The organism is Corynebacterium efficiens YS-314, from assembly GCF_000011305.1.
GTDB lineage: Bacteria > Actinomycetota > Actinomycetes > Mycobacteriales > Mycobacteriaceae > Corynebacterium > Corynebacterium efficiens.
Genome location: NC_004369.1, coordinates 2,699,275 through 2,716,343, shown reverse-complemented (window position 1 = coordinate 2,716,343; position 17,069 = coordinate 2,699,275). Strand labels below are relative to the sequence as shown.

The following is a 17,069-nucleotide window of genomic DNA, read 5'->3' as shown; positions in this document are numbered from 1 at the left end:
CTGGGTTAAGCATCGTGGTCTCTGGGAACAGGATCTCGGGGTTAAGCATGGGGCCGGAAATGACAACACCCGCGCCCCGAAGGGAACGCGGGTGGAAGGAGGAACCCTCTATGCCTTGTAGCGCTCGATGGAGTCGGCGAGGATCTGCTCAGCCTCGGCCTTGTCGCCCCAGCCAGAGCCGTCGACGTGCTTGCCCTTCTCCAGGTCCTTGTAGTGGACGAAGAAGTGCTCGATCTCATCCTTGAGGAAGTCGGAGACATCGGAGATGTCCTGGATGTGGTCGTAGCGTGGGTCGTCGAGGACTGCGAGGAGCTTGTCGTCGCCACCGGCCTCGTCGGTCATCTTGAAGACACCGATGACACGGGACTTCACGATCACGTTCGGGAACACGGACTCCGGAAGGATGACGAGGGCATCCATGGGGTCGCCGTCCTCGCCCAGGGTGTGGTCGATGAAACCGTAGTCCAGTGGGTAGGCCATCGGGGTGAACAGGTAACGGTCGAGGTAGACCTTGCCGGTCTCGTGATCGATTTCGTACTTGTTGCGGGAACCCTTCGGGATCTCAACGGTTACTTCGACGCTCATGGGATGTCCTTTATCTTCTCGGTCGTTGATACCAGTCAGATGGTGATTCTAGCGTGTCGGGGGATTCCGGCAGACTTGGCACGCGATATAAGGTGTGGGGAAACAATCATGGTGAGGAGTTCGGGTGAAAAACGGCGTGTGGATCGCATCGGCTGTCGGTGCGCTGGCCGCGGTCGTCGGTGTGGCGGGGGTGGGGATCAATGCGCAGCTCAACAGCCTCAATCACCCTCCGGCTTTTGAGGTGGCGGCACCGGAGGAGATCTTCCGGCCGGTGGTGGCCACGGCGGAGGTGGATTTCTCGGCGCTGAACCAGCAGCTCACGCAGGCCGCCGCGGATCCCCGTCTGGGCAGGTTTGTCGGCCAGGTGCGGGATACCGCAACGGGTGAGGTCATCTGGTCGCAGAATCCGGATACCCCGGTGCGTCCGGCGTCGGCCACCAAGATCCTCACCGCTGCGGCGGCGCTGTATGAACTGGGGTGGGATGACACCATCCATACTGATGTCGTGGTTGGACAAACCCCCGGAACAGCCGTGATCCGGGCCGCCGGCGACGTCACCCTCAGCACCGATCAGCTCGATGATCTCGCCGCGCAGCTCACCGGTCAGGACATCGATACGGTCCTGGTGGACACCTCCATCTGGAGTGATGAGACCTTCGCGCCGGGGTGGGAACGCATCGATATTGATGCGGGGTATATCGCCCCGGTGGAACCGGTGATGATCGAGGGCGGGCGCATCGGTGGCAGCCATGGCGATCTGCCGCGCACCCACACCCCGGCCCTCGATGTGGCGCAGGCCCTGGCGCAGCGCATTGGGGCCACCGACACCGGGAAGGGCACAGCCCCCGCCGACGCTCTGGTGCTTGCCACCACCGAATCCGAGAACCTGGAGCAGCGTCTGCGCCGGATGATGGAGGAATCCGACAATGTCATGGCCGAGGCGATCGGCAGGGAGACCGCCCAGAACCGCGGCGCGGCCACCGACACGGGCAGTTCCGCGCAGCTGACCATGGATATCCTCAAGGAACACGGTTTCGACCTGCGCGGTGTGAGCATCGTCGATAATTCGGGGCTCAGCTTCGACAACCTCATCACCCCGCGCCTGCTCGATGACATTCTGCATGCCGCGGCCACGGATGAGACCCTGCGCCCGCTGCTGAACACCCTGCCGATCGCGGGCGGCAATGGCACCCTGGTGGACCGCTATGACGATCTCAGCGGCGCCGGCTGGGTCCGCGCGAAGACCGGCACCCTCACCGCGACCTCCGCGCTGGCGGGCACGGTGACCTCGGACCGGGTGTACACCTTCGCGTTCGTGTCCAATGACTCGAATATTCCGGATGCCCGCGCCGCGATGGATGAGATGGCGTCTGTCCTGCGGGAGTTCTAGGTGCCGGCGAGCATCGGTGGGCTGCCCCTGCCACGGATCTGCCCGCATTTCCTCACCCTGCGCGTGGCCATCCGCGCCCATCTCACAGATCATGTCCACATCGGGCTCTCCGGTGGGCCGGATTCCCTGGCGCTGGTCGCCGCGGCCCGCGCCGAGGGGGCGGAGGTCACCGCGATCTGCATCAACCACAACCTGCAGGAGGGTTCGGCAGAGGTCTCGGAACGCGCCGCCGCCCAGGCCGAACACATGGGGGCCACGGCCCTCATCCGGAGCATCACCGTGCCGCCGGGCAGCATGGAGGCGCAGGCCCGCGAGGCCCGTTACGCCGAGTTCGCCCAGCTCACCGACACCATCTGGGCCGGTCACACCATGGATGATCAGGCCGAGACCTTCCTGCTGGCCGGCCTGCGGGGGAACCCGGCCGGGATGAAAAGCGCTTCTCGACGCCCCGACCTCACCGTCATCCGCCCCCTCCTGGGTGTCCGGCGGGCCGACACCCACGGGGCCTGCACCGAGCTGGGGCTGACCCCGTGGCAGGACCCCCAGAACCGGGATCGTGCGTTCCGGCGGGTGGCCATCCGGGAGCAGGTCCTGCCCCTGTTGGCGGAGATCCACGCAGGTGATCCGGTGCCGGGCCTGGCGTTGGCGGCGACACGGGCAGCGATGGAGGGCGAGGCGTTGGAGTTTTTCGTCGACAAGCGTCGGGGTGAGTGGGCCGACGGGTTCCCGGTGCGGCTCGCGGCCGAACCGCATGCTTTGCGACGCCTCATGCTCGCCGATTTCCTCCGCGGACATGGGGTGCGGGTCACCTCGAAAAAGATCGAGGCGGTCGACCGTCTGCTCACCCACTGGCATGGACAGGGGGGCGTGGCGGTGGGCGGCGGTGCCCACGGGAGGTTGGAAGTGGTGCGTGTAAGTGGCAAGCTTGAGATCACCGGTTGAGAACACTCGAACAAAGAAGGTGCACGCTACACATGGTCAACAACGTCGAGATGGCAGGCGAAAAGGACTTCAACGTCCCCACCAACCCCTACGGAGATGACATCGAATCGGTCCTGATCAGCGAGAACAAGCTGAAGGAACGCATCCGGGAGATGGCCGCGCGGGTCTCTGAGGACTACCGCGACTCCGAGGAGGATCTGATCCTGGTGTGCGTGCTCAAGGGCGCGTTCTACTTCCTGTCGGACTTCTCGCGTGAGCTGACCATCCCCTCCCAGTCCGAGTTCATGGCGGTGTCCTCCTACGGCAACTCCACCTCATCCTCCGGCGTGGTGCGCATCCTCAAGGATCTGGACAAGGACATCGAGGGCCGTGACGTGCTCATCGTCGAGGACATCATCGACTCCGGCCTCACCCTCTCCTGGCTGATGCGCAACCTGAAGAACCGCCACCCGAAGTCCCTCAACGTGATCACCCTGCTGCGCAAGCCGGAGCGACTGACCGCGAACATCGACATGTACGACATCGGTTTCGACATCCCGAATGAGTTCGTCGTGGGTTACGGACTCGACTTCGCCGAGCGTTACCGCGACCTGCCCTATGTGGGCACCCTCGAGCCACGTGTCTACTCCGACTAGGTGGGAACGAATCGCCTCCGCTGAACGTTGATTGAGCTGCAGAGAGTTTTAACCCCAGACCCGAGAAAGGCCCGGGCCCGTTCCAGCCACCGCCGGACCGGCCATTGCGCATGAAGAACAAGAAATTCCTCCAGTACGGCGGCATCGCAGCCGTGGTACTCATCACCCTGTTCCTGTTTTCGCTGTTCACCAGCGACACCCGGAATTTCCAGGAAGTGGACACCTCCGTTGCCATGGAGCAGCTGGAGGCCAACAACGTGTCCGAGGCGCAGATCGATGACCGCGAGCAGCGCCTCCGCCTGACCCTCCGTGAACCGATCGAGGTGGAGGAACGCGAGGGCGTTGAGGAGATCATCACCCAGTTCCCGGCGCGTACCGCACCGCTGATCTTCGACAAGGTGGAGGCCTCCGACGCGGAGTCCTACACCACCAACGTGACCCAGGATAACTTCCTGGTCTCCATGCTGAGCTTCATCCTGCCGCTGCTGATCGTGTTCGGTCTGCTCATGTTCTTCCTGTCCCGTGCGCAGGGCGGTGGCATGTTCGGCATGGGTGCATCCAAGGCCCGGCAGCTGACCAAGGACACCCCGACCAACACCTTCGCCGACGTGGCCGGTGCCGATGAGGCGGTCGATGAGCTCCATGAGATCAAGGATTTCCTGGAGGATCCGACCCGCTACCAGGACCTGGGTGCCAAGATCCCGCGTGGTGTGTTGCTGTACGGCCCTCCCGGAACCGGTAAGACCCTGCTGGCCCGGGCGGTGGCGGGTGAGGCCGGTGTGCCATTTTTCTCCATCTCAGGTTCCGACTTCGTGGAGATGTTCGTCGGTGTCGGTGCGTCCCGTGTACGTGATCTGTTCAAACAGGCCAAGGAGAACAGTCCCTGCATCATCTTCATCGATGAGATCGATGCCGTGGGCCGTGCTCGTGGTTCCGGAATGGGCGGTGGCCATGACGAGCGTGAACAGACCCTGAACCAGCTGCTGGTGGAGATGGACGGTTTCGGTGACCGCGGCAGCGTCATCCTCATGGCGGCCACCAACCGCCCAGATGTCCTGGATCCCGCCCTGCTCCGCCCGGGCCGTTTCGACCGCCAGATCCCCGTGACCGCCCCCGACCTCAAGGGCCGCGAGCAGATCCTGGAGATCCACGCGAAGGGCAAGCCCTTTGCCCCGGATGCCAACCTCAAGGCCCTGGCCAAGCGCACCGCCGGTATGTCCGGCGCCGACCTGGGCAATGTGCTCAATGAGGCCGCGCTGCTCACCGCCCGCATCGGCGGCAACGCCATCACCGCCGATGCCCTGGAGGAGGCCACCGACCGTGTGATAGGCGGGCCGCGTCGTTCCTCCAAGATCATCTCCGAGCAGGAGAAGAAGGTCACCGCCTACCACGAGGGCGGGCACACCCTGTCCGCGTGGGCACTGTCCGACATCGAACGCGTGTACAAGGTGACCATCCTGGCCCGTGGCCGCACCGGGGGGCATGCCATGACCGTCCAGGAGGACGACAAGGGCATGTACAACCGCAATGAACTCTTCGCCCGACTCGTGTTCGCCATGGGTGGACGCGCCGCCGAGGAACTGGTGTTCGGTGCCCCCACCACCGGTGCCTCCGCCGATATCGAACAGGCCACCAAGATCGCCCGTGCGATGGTCACCGAATACGGCATGAGCCCCACCGTCGGCATGGTCAAGTACGGCGAGGAGCAGGGCGATCCCTTCTCCGGACGCGGTGGCGGTGGCACGCTGACGCACTCCCAGGAGGTCGCGGCGCTGATCGACACCGAGGTGGCCTACCTGCTGGACAAGGCGCATGAGGTGTCCTACAACATCCTGCGTGAATACCGTGACCACCTGGACAGGCTCGCGGAGAAACTCCTGGAGAAGGAGACCCTGCGTCGCCCCGACCTGGAGGTGCTGTTCAGCGACATCGAGCCACGCAGCATCGATGAGGTGTTCCCCGACGAGAATGACCGCTTCCCCCGCCAGGAGGACCGCGAGCCGGTGAAGACACCGGTGGAGATCGCCATTGAACGTGGTGAGGAACCCCCGAAGCGGTTCTCCATCGTGGAGGCATCCAAGGCGGCACGTGAGCGGCGCCGCAAGGAACTCGAGGAGCAGAAGGGTGCCGGGGTCAGCGTGCCGGTGGGGCTGTCCACCGGGAATGCCCCGACCCCGGATTATGGCACCCCGCCCCCTGCCGACTGGACCGTCCCGGGATCAGGGGCGAAACGCCCCAACCCCTACGCGGGTACTGCCGCCCCCAGCCCGGAGGCGGAACACCCCGGCATGAAGGCCTATGGTTTCGGTGACAAGGAACTCATGGACCAGTCAACGGGTGAGGAACACGCCCCCGGTAATGTGTCCCGAAAGGGTACAGGCCCTGGGGATGCCCCCACCCAGATCATTGGTTTCCGTCTCCCCGACCATGAACGTCCCGACCACGACCGTCCCGAGGGCACCGTGGAGGAACGTCCCGGCATGATGGACGAGGCGACCGAGGTGGATCCGGGGACCGAGAACGAAGGAGACAAGCGTGGCTGACAAGCTGGGTGCGGTGCGGGAATTCGACCAGGAGCGCGCCGAGGCGGCGGTGAGGGAACTGCTCATTGCGGTGGGGGAGAACCCGGAGCGTGAGGGCCTGCTGGAAACCCCGGCACGTGTGGCACGCGCCTACCGGGAGATCTTCGCCGGTCTGCACGAGGACCCGACCGCGGTGTTGAACAAGACCTTCTCGGAGGATCACCAGGAGCTGGTGCTGGTACGTGAGATCCCGATCTACTCCACCTGTGAGCATCATCTGGTTCCGTTCTTCGGGGTGGCGCACATCGGTTATATCCCCGGTGAGTCCGGTCAGGTCACCGGCCTGTCCAAGCTGGCCCGCCTGGCGGATATGTATGCCAAGCGGCCGCAGGTGCAGGAGCGGTTGACCTCGCAGATCGCGGATGCGCTCGTCGACAAGCTCGGTGCCCAGTCCGTGGCCGTGGTCATCGAGGCGGAACACCTGTGCATGGGCATGCGTGGTATCCGCAAACCCGGTGCGGTGACCACGACCTCCGCGGTGCGTGGCGGGTTCAAGACCAGCATGGCGTCCCGCGCCGAGGTCTTCGCGCTGATCCGGGGCAACTAGATGAACGTGGCAGACCTTACTGTTCCGGGGCGTTGTCTGGTGATGGGCATCGTCAATGTCACCGAGGATTCCTTCTCGGACGGCGGTCGGTACATCGAGACCGACCGCGCGATTGAGCACGCCCGTCGTCTGGTGGCCGAGGGGGCGGACATCATCGACATCGGCGGGGAATCCACCCGCCCGGGGGCCGTCCGCGTGGACGCAGAGGATGAACGCAACCGCGTGGTGCCGGTGATCGCCGCGCTGCGTGAGGAGGGCATCCACACCTCGGTGGACACCATGCGTGCCTCGGTGGCGGCTGCCGCTGCGGAGGCGGGGGTATCCATGATCAATGATGTCTCCGGTGGTCTGGCTGATCCGGACATGTTCTCCGTCATGGCCGACGCCGCGATCCCGGTGTGTCTCATGCACTGGAAGACCGTGCAGTTCGGGGATGCTGCCGGACGTGCGGACCACGGGGGCAATGTGGTCACCGATGTGCATGAAACCCTCGATGACCTGGTCACCCGCGCCCTGGCCGCCGGTGTGGCCGGGGATCAGATCGTCCTGGATCCGGGCCTGGGTTTCGCTAAGTCACGTGAGGACAACTGGGCGCTGCTCAACGCCCTGCCCGAGTTCATCGGTGGGGAGTTCCCCGTCCTGGTCGGCGCCTCCCGCAAGCGTTTCCTCGCCGGGGTGCGCCGCGAACGCGGCCTGGAGGTGACACCTGTCGACGCCGATCCAGCCACCGCCGCGGTCACCGCCATCTCCGCACACATGGGCGCCTGGGGCGTGCGGGTGCACAATGTGCCGGTGTCCCGCGATGCCGTCGACGTGGCCGCCCACTGGCGCAGCGCAGGTGACTACCGTGGCTGACCGCATTGAACTCACCGGCCTGGAATGTTTCGGCCACCACGGGGTCTTCGACTTTGAGAAGGAACAGGGCCAGCCCTTCATCGTGGATGTGACCTGCTGGATGGATTTCGCCGCCGCGGGTGCCAGCGATGATCTCTCCGACACCGTCGACTACGGGGCCCTGGCACAGCTGGTGGCAGAGATCGTGGAGGGGCCGGCACGGGACCTCATTGAAACCGTCGCCACCGAGACGGCCGAGAAGATCATGGACACCTTCGGTGCGCTACATGCCGTGGAGGTGACCATCCACAAGCCCAAGGCCCCGATTCGGCGTACCTTTGCTGATGTGGCGGTGGTGGCCCGTCGTTCCCGTAAAGCTCACGGAAGGAGCACCCGTTAGATGCGTGCCGTACTCTCCATAGGCTCCAACATGGATGACCGTTATGCCCTGCTGCAGGGTGTCATCGATGAGTTCCGGGACAACCTGGTCGCAGTGTCCTCCATCTACGCCACCCCGCCGTGGGGTGTGGAGGACCAAGATGAATTCCTCAACGCGGTGCTGGTGGTCGATGTTGACGGCATCCCGATTGAGCTGCTGCGCCGGTGTCAGAAACTGGAGAACGACGCCGACCGGGTGCGCACCCGCAAATGGGGACCCCGGACCCTGGACGTGGACATCGTCCAGATCCGCAACGGTGAGCAGGAACTGCTCTCCGATGACCCCGTGCTGACCCTGCCACACCCGTGGGCCTGGCAGCGTGCCTTCGTGCTCATCCCGTGGCTGGAGGTCGAGCCCAATGCCGTCCTCCACGGCACCGCTGTGGCGGCACTGGTGGAGAACCTCGATCCGACAGACATTGAAGGCGTGACCAAGGTCAGGGAGTTCTAACCCATGCAGCGGACGTCCACGGCAATGCTGATCGCGGTCGGTGGTTTCATCGCCGCGGTCTCGGCAATTCTCACGTGGCGTTTCTACGGCTCGATGAGCACCATCCCGGTCGCCATCTCCATCAGCCTGTGGGTGATGGCCGTGATCTGTGTGTTCGCCGGGTTCAAGGTCCGCGGCCGGATGGAGGAGGGGCTGATCGGCCAGGACCGCAGCCAGATGAATCCGCTGACCATCGCGCAACTCATGCTGGTGGGTCGGGCCGGTGCCTGGACAGGGGCCATCGTGGGGGGCATCTACGTCGGCATCTCAAGTTATGTGATTCCCCGGGTTGGTGACCTGATCGCCGCCTCCGAGGATCTCCCCGGGGCACTCGCCTCCGCGCTGGGCGGTATCGCCCTGGCGGTTGCGGGGCTGTACCTCGAACGCAGCTGCGAGGTCCCACCTCCCCAATCCGGGGAATCGATCAGCTAGATTGGAATCCATGAGTCACGAATCGTCGAGCAACAGGCCGGAGCCCGGTGCTTCCCCTGTCGACCGTGGACAGATCATCCTGATAGTCCTGATCGGCCTGGCACTGGTGGCCAGCGTGATCATGCTCCTCACCGACAGCGACGGGGCCCAGAAGATCGCACTGCTGGCCGCGCTGTGGTCCGCGGTCCTCGCCTTCTTCCTCCTCTTCCGTGACCGCAAACAGGTGGAGCAGGCCCAGCAGGAACTGGAGGCCAGGGAGGCTCTCCACCGCGCCGAGCTGGAGCGGAAGCAGGCGGAGCAGCAGGCAGAGAAATTCCGGCTGGAGAAACAACACCAGAACGAACTGCGCGTGAAGGACAATGAGACGCTGAAGGAGATCCGCCAGCAGCTCGAGGAGATGCGCGTGCAGCTGTCCGAACTCTCCGGCCGGGAGTGGGTCTATGAGCCCGCGGTGGTCCAGGCTGAGGCCCGCCGGATCATCGAGCTGGAATCGGAGCAGAACCGTCTGAAACGTGAGCAGGAGACCCCGGAGCCGGTGACGGCGGACCAGGTCGACACCGTTCCCACCCCCGAGTGGACCGCGCCGGAGGAACCCGAAGTGGTCGATGTGCAGGTGGAGCAGCCGGAGGAAGAGGAGCAGCCCCGCCGTTCCCGGCACGCCTCGCCCGATGCCGGGGGTGGGCGCCGTCGTCGCGATGAGCGCAGCGGAGGGGTCTCCGTCGCCGAGCTGCTCGCCGCGGCGAAGAAGAAGGACAAGAAGTAGTGCGTGCACCACGCCTGCGGGTGGGGGTGCTTGCCGACGGTGAGAACCTCGTCGACCTGACCCGCGAATTGTCCGCCGCCGGCCACGCCGTCCATGCCGTCACCGCGGCCGCCGACATCCGGGATTATGAACTGGTGGTTATCGCGGTGGCCGATGACAGCCTCGCCGAGACCGTCGTCCAGCTCGCCACCTACGCCCGGCGCGGGCAGATGTTCCTGCACACCTCCCTCATGCACGGCATCCAGATCATGGATCCCCTGGAGACGGAGGGCGCGATCGTCATGTGTGCCCACCCCCTGGGTGAGGACCGCTGGGTGGCCGCCGCCACCGATGAACTGGGCGAGACCATCGTCGGTCTGCTGGTGGGGGAGTTGGGCGGATCGGTCATCGAGGTGGATGATGCGCAGCGGGTCGAACTCGCCGCCGCCGTGACCTACATGGGGTATGTGCGCACCCTCACCCAGGATGCGGTGCGGTTCCTGGATACCTTCCTCGGTGACATCGAGACCTCCACCGATATCGTCGAGGCCGCCTCCGGCAGGTTTGTCCCCGTGCCCCGGCTGGATAGTCTGATACGTCAGTATGAATCCGTGGCGGACCCCGGCAGGCAACGTCTGTTCCGGGATCTGGCGCGCCGGCAGGCGGAGATCTCGCGGGCGCAGGATATTGAATTGTGGGCAATCCAGAAGGAGGACCGGTGAGTTTCGAACACGACCAGGGTCGGGTTTTTGACAGTGTGGACCACATCGGGATGTTCGGTCGCGCCCTGCGCCGGACCGGGAAACCGGTCGTGTTGGTGCCCCTGGGCACAGGGTTGCACGCGGGGCATATCGCGATGATCCGGGCGGCCAAACGCATCCCGGGTGCGGTGGTTGTGGTGGCCTACGCCGGGCCGGCGGAGGATCATGAGCGCATCCGTGAGGAACGCATCGATGCCCTCTTCACCTACACCGATGAGATGATGTGGCCGGGTGGAATTCGCACGGGGGTTGATGCGTCGATAGGCATGGACGTCGGGGAGGCGGTCACGCGCGTGCTCGGCCTGGTCGGTGCGACGGCCGCGAGTGATGTCGTGCTCGGCGAGAAGGATTATGCGCAGGTGGTGGCCGTGCAGCGCGCGATCCGGGACCTGCACCTGCCGGTGAAACTGCACAGCGTGCCCACCGTGCGCATGCCCGACGGCCTGGCGATCTCCCTGCGCAACACCCGCATTCCCGCCGCGGACCGGGAGCGTGCCACCGCCATCGCCGCCGCCCTGACCGCCGGGGCGCACTCCGCCGAACACGGTGCCGCGACCGTGCTGGAGACCACCCGTGGGGTGCTCGAGGCGGCCGACGTCACCCCGGACCACCTGGAGCTCCGCGGCCTGGACATGGGGCCGGCGCCCGAGGTCGGCGACGCGCGCCTGTTTGTCGCCGTGACGCTTGGCGACGTCCTTCTCACCGACAACGTAGGCCTCCCGCTGGGAATCGGGTTCAAGAATATCGAGTGATTGCAGAGTGATTGCTCCCGAGCCAGGGGTATCGACTAACGTTGGTATCCGTGACTGACTCGAATTCCACTTCCAAGAACAATTCCGCCGATTTGCCTGAACAGCTGCGCATTCGTCGCGAGAAGCGCCAGCGCATCCTGGACAGTGGAAAGGCCGCCTACCCTGTCGAGGTCGACCGCACCATCTCCATTACGGACCTGCGTGAGAAGTATGTGGTGGGGGAGGGTGACGCCGAGGGCGTGACCTACCTGGCCGCCGGGGATGAAACCGATGACACGGTGGCCATTGCCGGCCGCGTCATGTTCATCCGCAACACCGGCAAGCTCTGCTTCGCCGTCATCCAGGAGGGCAACGGCACCACCGTCCAGGCGATGCTGTCCCTGGCCGCCGTGGGTGAGGAGGCCCTGGCTGGCTGGAAGGCTGACGTCGACCTCGGAGACATCGTCTCCGTGCGTGGCCGGGTCATCGCCTCCAAGCGTGGTGAACTCTCCGTCATGGCCGACTCCTGGCACATGGCCTCGAAGTCCCTCCGCCCCCTGCCGGTCGCATTTGCCGACATGAGCGAGGACACCCGCGTCCGCCACCGCTACACCGACCTGATCATGCGCGAACAGGCACGCACCAACGCCCTGACCCGCATCAAGGTCATGCGCGCACTGCGTAAGTACCTGGAGGGCGAGGACTTCCTCGAGGTGGAGACCCCGATGCTGCAGACCCTCCACGGTGGTGCCGCAGCACGTCCCTTCGTGACCCACTCCAACGCCTTCGACCTGGACCTCTACCTGCGTATCGCGCCGGAGCTGTTCCTGAAGCGCTGTGTGGTCGGTGGCATGGAGCGCGTCTTCGAGGTCAACCGCAACTTCCGCAATGAGGGCGCCGATTCCACCCACTCCCCGGAATTCTCCATGCTGGAGACCTACCAGGCCTGGGGCACCTACGAAACCGGTGCCCGCCTGATCCAGGGCCTGGTGCAGTTCGTGGCGCAGGAGGTCTTCGGCACCACCGAGGTGACGCTTGCCGACGGCACCACCTACGACCTCGGTGGCGAATGGAAGACCATCGAGATGTACCCCTCCCTCAATGAGGCCCTCCAGCGCAAGTTCCCCGGTCAGCCCGAGGTCACGGTGGAAAGCTCCGTGGAGGAGCTCCGCGAGATTGCCGCTGTCATCGGTCTGGCCGTGCCCGAGAAGGGCGGCTGGGGCCACGGCAAGCTGGTCGAGGAGATCTGGGAGCTGCTGTGCGAGGACCAGCTCTACGGCCCGATCTTCGTCAAGGACTTCCCCGTGGAGACCAGCCCCCTGACCCGCCAGCACCGCGACAAGCCGGGCGTCACCGAGAAGTGGGACCTCTACGTCCGCGGCTTCGAACTGGCCACCGGTTACTCCGAGCTGGTTGACCCGGTCATCCAGCGCGAACGCTTCGAGGACCAGGCCCGCCTGGCCGCCGGCGGCGATGATGAGGCCATGGTGCTCGACGAGGACTTCCTCGCCGCCATGGAACAGGGCATGCCGCCGACTGCGGGTTGTGGCATGGGCATCGACCGTCTCCTCATGGCCCTGACCGGCCTGGGTATCCGCGAAACCGTGCTGTTCCCCCTGGTCAAGCCCGAACCCCGGCAGTAGGTTCCCTGCTCCTTTTCGCCCTCCACTGTTAACCCAGAGATCCTGTTCCCAGAGAGCAGTACTGATCTCTGGGTTAACTTTTGTGCTCTCTGGGGACAGGAACTCTGGGTTAGTTGATTCGGTGACGGCGGGCAACCCAGCCGGGCCCTGAGCTGTGGATAAAACAGCACGATCCACAGTTTTCAGGACCCTGCGACCGGTCATTGTTGCCCAGAAACGCTCAGTCCGTCATGGTCAGATCCATGAAGAACTGGGCAGAAGAATTCGGGCTGATCAACTTGACCAGACTGAAACAGAGTGATCATGAGGTTTCCAGGCGTGTGGCTGACGGTGCCCTGCGGAAATTGACTGCAGAGGTAGTCATGGATGCTGAACTGTATGAGCAACTTCCCCCATGGGACAGGGCTACCGCACGGGCCTTCGCAGTGGGACTGACCGTGGACAAGGCTGTGGTGTCAGGCCAAGCCGCAGCCCGGCTGTGGGGACTGCATACCCTCACCATTGAGGACTCCGTCTCCTGCTATCTACCGGATGGGAGAACACCCAGCTCTCCAAGACAATGGCCGCCGGGTGTTGTGTATCGCTACGGGCACATGGATCCAAAGGATGTCCATGAATATCACGGTATCCGGGTGGCCTCCTTCACCAGGTTCTTCCTGGACATCGCCCATTATGAGGGCGTGCACGCTGCCGTGGTGGTCGTTGACTCCGCCCGGCGCCAGTTCCCTGAACTCACCGAGGAATTTCTGTTGGACAGGCTGAAGGCCTTTCCACGCTATCGGGGCCTGACCAATCTCAGACGAGCCATCGAGTTGTCCATCCCCGATTCCGACAGCGCACAGGAGACCCGCGCCCGGATCATTGTGCATGAGGCGCAGCTGCCGGGCATCACATCGGTACAACCGCAGGTGCGTTTCCACCGGGGCACCACAGGGCGGTTCTACATGGTTGATTTCCTCATCAACGGGTGGATCATCGTGGAGATTGACGGGCGCTCAAAGTACACCACCGGCAACCCAGAGGAACTGGAAGCCGCCCTCATGGCGGAACGTGATCGGGAGAAGTTCCTCACCAACCACGGCTATATGGTGTTGCGCATTGATCCGAAGCAGCTGGATGCGCCACCCGGCGCAGAATGTGAGTTCATCCGCATTCTGCGCAGGGCACTTGAGCAGGAGCCTCCGGTGCATCTGCAGCAGGTGGCTTAGGCACGCTGGTCCAGGTTGCTCTCCCTCCACCGGCTGTGGCAGGATTGGGGAGTTTTTCCCCTTCTTCATGCGCCTGGTATTAAGCCTGTTATTAAGCCCGGTACAGTCCACGCCCCCGAAAGGTCCCCAGTGTCAACCGTGGAAACGACCACCAAACCAGCCTCCCCGGCGCTGCCCCGGGAGGTTGTCGTAGTTCTTGCGATCCTGGTGGTTTCCGCCATGATCATGATCCTCAATGAGACGATCCTGTCGGTGGCGTTGCCGGCCATCATGGAGGATTTCCAGATCCCGGAGACCACCGCCCAGTGGTTGACCACTGGTTTCATGCTCACCATGGCGGTGGTCATCCCGACCACCGGTTATCTGCTGGACCGTTTCAGCACCAAGACCATCTTCGTCACGGCATTGCTGTTCTTCCTGGTGGGTACCCTCGTGGCGGCCCTGGCACCGACTTTCGCCGTCCTGTTGACAGCCCGCATCATACAGGCGGTGGGCACCGCCCTGATCATGCCGTTGCTGATGACCGTCACCCTCACCGTGGTGCCGATGGAACGTCGTGGCGCGGTGATGGGCATCATCTCGATCGTCATCTCGGTGGCACCTGCCTTGGGGCCGACGGTCTCCGGTTTCATCCTCAATTCCCTGACCTGGCACTGGCTGTTCTGGATCATGCTCCCGATCGTCGCGGTGGCGTTCATCGTGGGCACCCTCCTGATTGAGAACATCGGCGAGAACAGGATCTCCCCGCTGGATATCCCGTCCGTGCTGTTGTCCGCGGTTGCCTTCGGTGGTCTGGTTTATGGGTTCAGTTCCATCGGCGCGGTCCTCAACGGCGACAGCACGACAGGCATTGTCGTCATCATCGTCGATGCCCTCGCCCTGGCCATCTTCATCCGTCGTCAGCTCCAGCTTGGTAGGCAGGATCGCGCACTGATGGACCTGCGCCCATTCCGCATCCGCAACTTCACCTTCGCCCTGGTGGCGATTCTGCTGGCTTTCGGTGCGATGCTGGGAACCGTGATGGTACTGCCGATCTACCTGCAGACCTCGCTGGGTGTCACGGCACTGGTCACCGGCCTGGTGGTCATGCCCGGTGGTCTGCTGCAGGGGTTGGTCGCCCCGTTCATCGGACGCTTCTACGACAAGGTCGGCCCACGCCCGCTGCTTATCCCGGGCGCCATCCTGCTCACCGCAGCCGCCTGGTCCTTCGCCCTGGTGACCAGCTCCACCCCGGTGGGAATGGTCGTCGGGCTGCACATCGTGTTCTCCATCGGTATGTGTCTGATGATGACCCCGCTGATGACCACCGCGCTGGGCTCACTGCCCCGGATCCTCTATGGACACGGTTCGGCGATCCTCAACACCCTGCAGCAGCTCGCCGGTGCCGCCGGTACCGCCATCATGATCGCGGCCCTGTCCCTGGGCACCGCACTGGCCGGCGGTGCCGAAGCCGAGGCGGTGGCCGCCGGTGCGCGTACCGCGTTTGTCGCGGGGGCGATCATTGCCACGATCGCGCTGGTCGCCTCACTGTTTGTGACCCGGGTGGAAGAAACCTAGCGCGACGCCCGTGGCTTGCCCTCGGCGTAGCCTTCAGTGGACTGCACACCCACCACGGCACGTTCCGCAAACGACGGGATGGAGTCCGCGCCCGCGTAGGTGAAGGCGGAGCGCACACCGGCGATGATGTCGTCCACCAGATCCTCCACACCACCGTTCTTCTCGTCGATGTAGATGCGGGCGGTGGAGATGCCCTCCTCGAACATGGCGCGCCGGGCCTTCTCGAAGGCCTCGACCTTCTGGTTGCGGTTCTCCACCGCGCGGCGCGAGGCCATGCCGAAGGATTCCTTGTACATCCGGCCGTCGGATTCCACGTGCAGGTCACCGGGGGATTCATAGGTGCCGGAGAACCAGGACCCGACCATCACATTCGAGGCTCCCGCGGCCAGGGCCAGCGCCACATCACGGGGATCACGCACGCCACCGTCGGCCCACACATGCGCGCCCAGCTCGCGGGCCGCGGCAGCACATTCCAGCACCGCGCTGAACTGGGGGCGGCCGACGCCGGTCTGCATGCGGGTGGTGCACATGGCACCCGGGCCGACGCCCACCTTCACGATGTCCGCGCCGGCCGCCACCAGGTCGCGCACACCAGCGGCGGTGACCACGTTGCCGGCGACCACGGGGACGTCGACGCCGACGGCACGGACGCGTCGTAAAGCATCGATCATGCCCTCCTGGTGCCCGTGGGCGGTGTCGACGACGAGGACGTCCGCACCGGCGTCGATAAGCGTGCGGGTACGCCCCTCGATGTCGCCGTTGATGCCGATCGCGGCGCCCACCCGGAGCCTGCCGGAGGAGTCGACCGCGGGGTCGTACATGGTGGCGCGCAGGGCGCCCGCGCGGGTGAGGATGCCGCGCAGACGGCCGCTGGAGGAGACGACGGGCGCGAGTTTGCGGCTCGCGCCGTGCAGGATCCCGAAGGCCTCCTCGGGGGCGATGTCATCGGGCAGGGTGAGCAGCGAGGTGCTCATCAGCGTGCCCACCTGCGTGAAATTATCCACCGCACGCAGGTCCTTGTCGGTGATCAGGCCGATCGGGGTCTCGCCCTCCACCACGATCGCGGCGCCGTGGGCGCGCTTGTGCAGCAGATTGCGCGCGTAACCGACGGTGTGGTGCGGCTTGATGGTGATCGGGGTGTCGAACACCAGATCCGCCTCCTTGACCTTCCCGATCGTCTCCGCGGCGATCTCGGCGGGTACATCCTGCGGCAGGATCGCGATGCCACCACGACGCGCAATCGTCTCCGCCATGCGTCGCCCGGCAACCGCGGTCATGTTCGACACCACCAGCGGGATCGTGGTGCCGGTGCCGTCCACGGTGCGCAGGTCAACCGACATCCGGGACCCCACATCGGAGCGCGACGGGACCATGAACACATCCGCGTAGGTCAGTTCATACGGCGGCGTGGAATCGTTGAGAAAACGCATGGTGCAAGCTCCCTGGGGTCGTCGGTCAGAACGCCCGCTAGGATACCCGCTCCCGCCGTTTTTGCTTGTCGACGCCCGCCCGAATCCCCGTACCCGACGTTGTTCGCTACAGGCGTACAGGG

At 64.7% G+C, this 17,069-nt stretch carries 17 protein-coding genes; 15 read left to right on the top strand and 2 right to left on the bottom strand.

From position 1 onward, the window contains the following. Positions 1–108: 108 nt before the first annotated feature. On the bottom strand, positions 109–585 hold the full coding sequence (locus CE_RS12630; protein WP_006769089.1) for an inorganic diphosphatase: 477 nt from the start codon (positions 583–585) through the stop codon (positions 109–111). 124 nt (positions 586–709) lie between these two features. Here CE_RS12630 and dacB point away from each other — a divergent pair, with 124 nt between their 5' ends. From dacB to CE_RS12555, 15 genes are all read left to right on the top strand, one after another. Then, on the top strand, positions 710–1,975 hold the full coding sequence (gene dacB, locus CE_RS12625) for a D-alanyl-D-alanine carboxypeptidase/D-alanyl-D-alanine endopeptidase (RefSeq protein ID WP_006769090.1): 1,266 nt from the start codon (positions 710–712) through the stop codon (positions 1,973–1,975). After that, entirely contained in the window at positions 1,976–2,917 is a 942-nt protein-coding gene (gene tilS / locus CE_RS12620; protein WP_006769091.1) for a tRNA lysidine(34) synthetase TilS, read from the top strand. A gap of 50 nt (positions 2,918–2,967) precedes the next feature. Beyond that, positions 2,968–3,552 (top strand): hypoxanthine phosphoribosyltransferase, encoded by a 585-nt coding sequence (hpt, locus tag CE_RS12615; protein ID WP_035109417.1) that lies wholly within the window; start codon positions 2,968–2,970, stop codon positions 3,550–3,552. 110 nt (positions 3,553–3,662) lie between these two features. Beyond that, the gene (ftsH, locus tag CE_RS12610) at positions 3,663–6,095 is read left to right on the top strand and encodes an ATP-dependent zinc metalloprotease FtsH (RefSeq protein ID WP_041628384.1); all 2,433 of its coding nucleotides are present in this window, start codon (positions 3,663–3,665) and stop codon (positions 6,093–6,095) included. Beyond that, positions 6,088–6,681 carry a GTP cyclohydrolase I FolE gene (gene folE / locus CE_RS12605; RefSeq protein WP_006769095.1) on the top strand — a complete coding sequence of 198 codons (594 nt, stop codon included), beginning with the start codon at positions 6,088–6,090 and terminating at the stop codon, positions 6,679–6,681. The genes ftsH and folE overlap by 8 nt, the downstream gene beginning before the upstream one ends. Next, positions 6,682–7,536, top strand: a complete 855-nt coding sequence (folP, locus tag CE_RS12600) for a dihydropteroate synthase (protein ID WP_006769096.1) — start codon at positions 6,682–6,684, stop codon at positions 7,534–7,536. Continuing rightward, positions 7,529–7,915, top strand: a complete 387-nt coding sequence (gene folB, locus CE_RS12595; protein WP_006769097.1) for a dihydroneopterin aldolase — start codon at positions 7,529–7,531, stop codon at positions 7,913–7,915. The genes folP and folB overlap by 8 nt, the downstream gene beginning before the upstream one ends. After that, positions 7,916–8,404 carry a 2-amino-4-hydroxy-6-hydroxymethyldihydropteridine diphosphokinase gene (gene folK / locus CE_RS12590; protein WP_006769098.1) on the top strand — a complete coding sequence of 163 codons (489 nt, stop codon included), beginning with the start codon at positions 7,916–7,918 and terminating at the stop codon, positions 8,402–8,404. It begins immediately after the preceding gene. A 3-nt stretch (positions 8,405–8,407) separates the two neighbouring features. Then, positions 8,408–8,875, top strand: coding sequence for a DUF3180 domain-containing protein (locus CE_RS12585; protein ID WP_006769099.1), 468 nt, complete (start codon positions 8,408–8,410; stop codon positions 8,873–8,875). 10 nt (positions 8,876–8,885) lie between these two features. Continuing rightward, a complete protein-coding gene (locus tag CE_RS12580) occupies positions 8,886–9,638 on the top strand; it encodes a DUF6779 domain-containing protein (RefSeq protein ID WP_006769100.1) in 753 nt (250 codons plus the stop codon). Next, positions 9,638–10,339 (top strand): hypothetical protein, encoded by a 702-nt coding sequence (locus tag CE_RS12575; RefSeq protein ID WP_011075973.1) that lies wholly within the window; start codon positions 9,638–9,640, stop codon positions 10,337–10,339. The genes CE_RS12580 and CE_RS12575 overlap by 1 nt, the downstream gene beginning before the upstream one ends. Then, positions 10,336–11,130 carry a pantoate--beta-alanine ligase gene (locus tag CE_RS12570; protein ID WP_041628383.1) on the top strand — a complete coding sequence of 265 codons (795 nt, stop codon included), beginning with the start codon at positions 10,336–10,338 and terminating at the stop codon, positions 11,128–11,130. The genes CE_RS12575 and CE_RS12570 overlap by 4 nt, the downstream gene beginning before the upstream one ends. 50 nt (positions 11,131–11,180) lie before the next feature. Beyond that, the gene (gene lysS, locus CE_RS12565; protein WP_035109327.1) at positions 11,181–12,752 is read left to right on the top strand and encodes a lysine--tRNA ligase; all 1,572 of its coding nucleotides are present in this window, start codon (positions 11,181–11,183) and stop codon (positions 12,750–12,752) included. Positions 12,753–13,345: 593 nt separating this feature from the next. Beyond that, the gene (locus CE_RS15680; RefSeq protein WP_231295116.1) at positions 13,346–13,960 is read left to right on the top strand and encodes a DUF559 domain-containing protein; all 615 of its coding nucleotides are present in this window, start codon (positions 13,346–13,348) and stop codon (positions 13,958–13,960) included. Positions 13,961–14,089: 129 nt separating this feature from the next. Beyond that, positions 14,090–15,517, top strand: coding sequence for a DHA2 family efflux MFS transporter permease subunit (locus tag CE_RS12555; RefSeq protein WP_006769106.1), 1,428 nt, complete (start codon positions 14,090–14,092; stop codon positions 15,515–15,517). Here CE_RS12555 and CE_RS12550 read toward each other — a convergent pair. Beyond that, entirely contained in the window at positions 15,514–16,947 is a 1,434-nt protein-coding gene (locus tag CE_RS12550; protein ID WP_041628382.1) for a GuaB1 family IMP dehydrogenase-related protein, read from the bottom strand. The two genes, CE_RS12555 and CE_RS12550, sit on opposite strands and share 4 nt — an antisense overlap. Between the last annotated feature and the right edge of the window lie 122 nt (positions 16,948–17,069).

What these genes read in the sequence shown, in the direction of transcription:
- CE_RS12630 (WP_006769089.1), bottom strand. Translation starts at nt 585, where the DNA reads ATGAGCGTCGAAGTAACCGTTGAGATCCCGAAGGGTTCCCGCAACAAG.
- hpt (WP_035109417.1), top strand. Translation starts at nt 2,968, where the DNA reads ATGGCAGGCGAAAAGGACTTCAACGTCCCCACCAACCCCTACGGAGAT.
- ftsH (WP_041628384.1), top strand. Translation starts at nt 3,663, where the DNA reads ATGAAGAACAAGAAATTCCTCCAGTACGGCGGCATCGCAGCCGTGGTA.
- folP (WP_006769096.1), top strand. Translation starts at nt 6,682, where the DNA reads ATGAACGTGGCAGACCTTACTGTTCCGGGGCGTTGTCTGGTGATGGGC.
- folK (WP_006769098.1), top strand. Translation starts at nt 7,916, where the DNA reads ATGCGTGCCGTACTCTCCATAGGCTCCAACATGGATGACCGTTATGCC.
- CE_RS12585 (WP_006769099.1), top strand. Translation starts at nt 8,408, where the DNA reads ATGCAGCGGACGTCCACGGCAATGCTGATCGCGGTCGGTGGTTTCATC.
- CE_RS12580 (WP_006769100.1), top strand. Translation starts at nt 8,886, where the DNA reads ATGAGTCACGAATCGTCGAGCAACAGGCCGGAGCCCGGTGCTTCCCCT.
- CE_RS15680 (WP_231295116.1), top strand. Translation starts at nt 13,346, where the DNA reads ATGGATCCAAAGGATGTCCATGAATATCACGGTATCCGGGTGGCCTCC.
- CE_RS12550 (WP_041628382.1), bottom strand. Translation starts at nt 16,947, where the DNA reads ATGCGTTTTCTCAACGATTCCACGCCGCCGTATGAACTGACCTACGCG.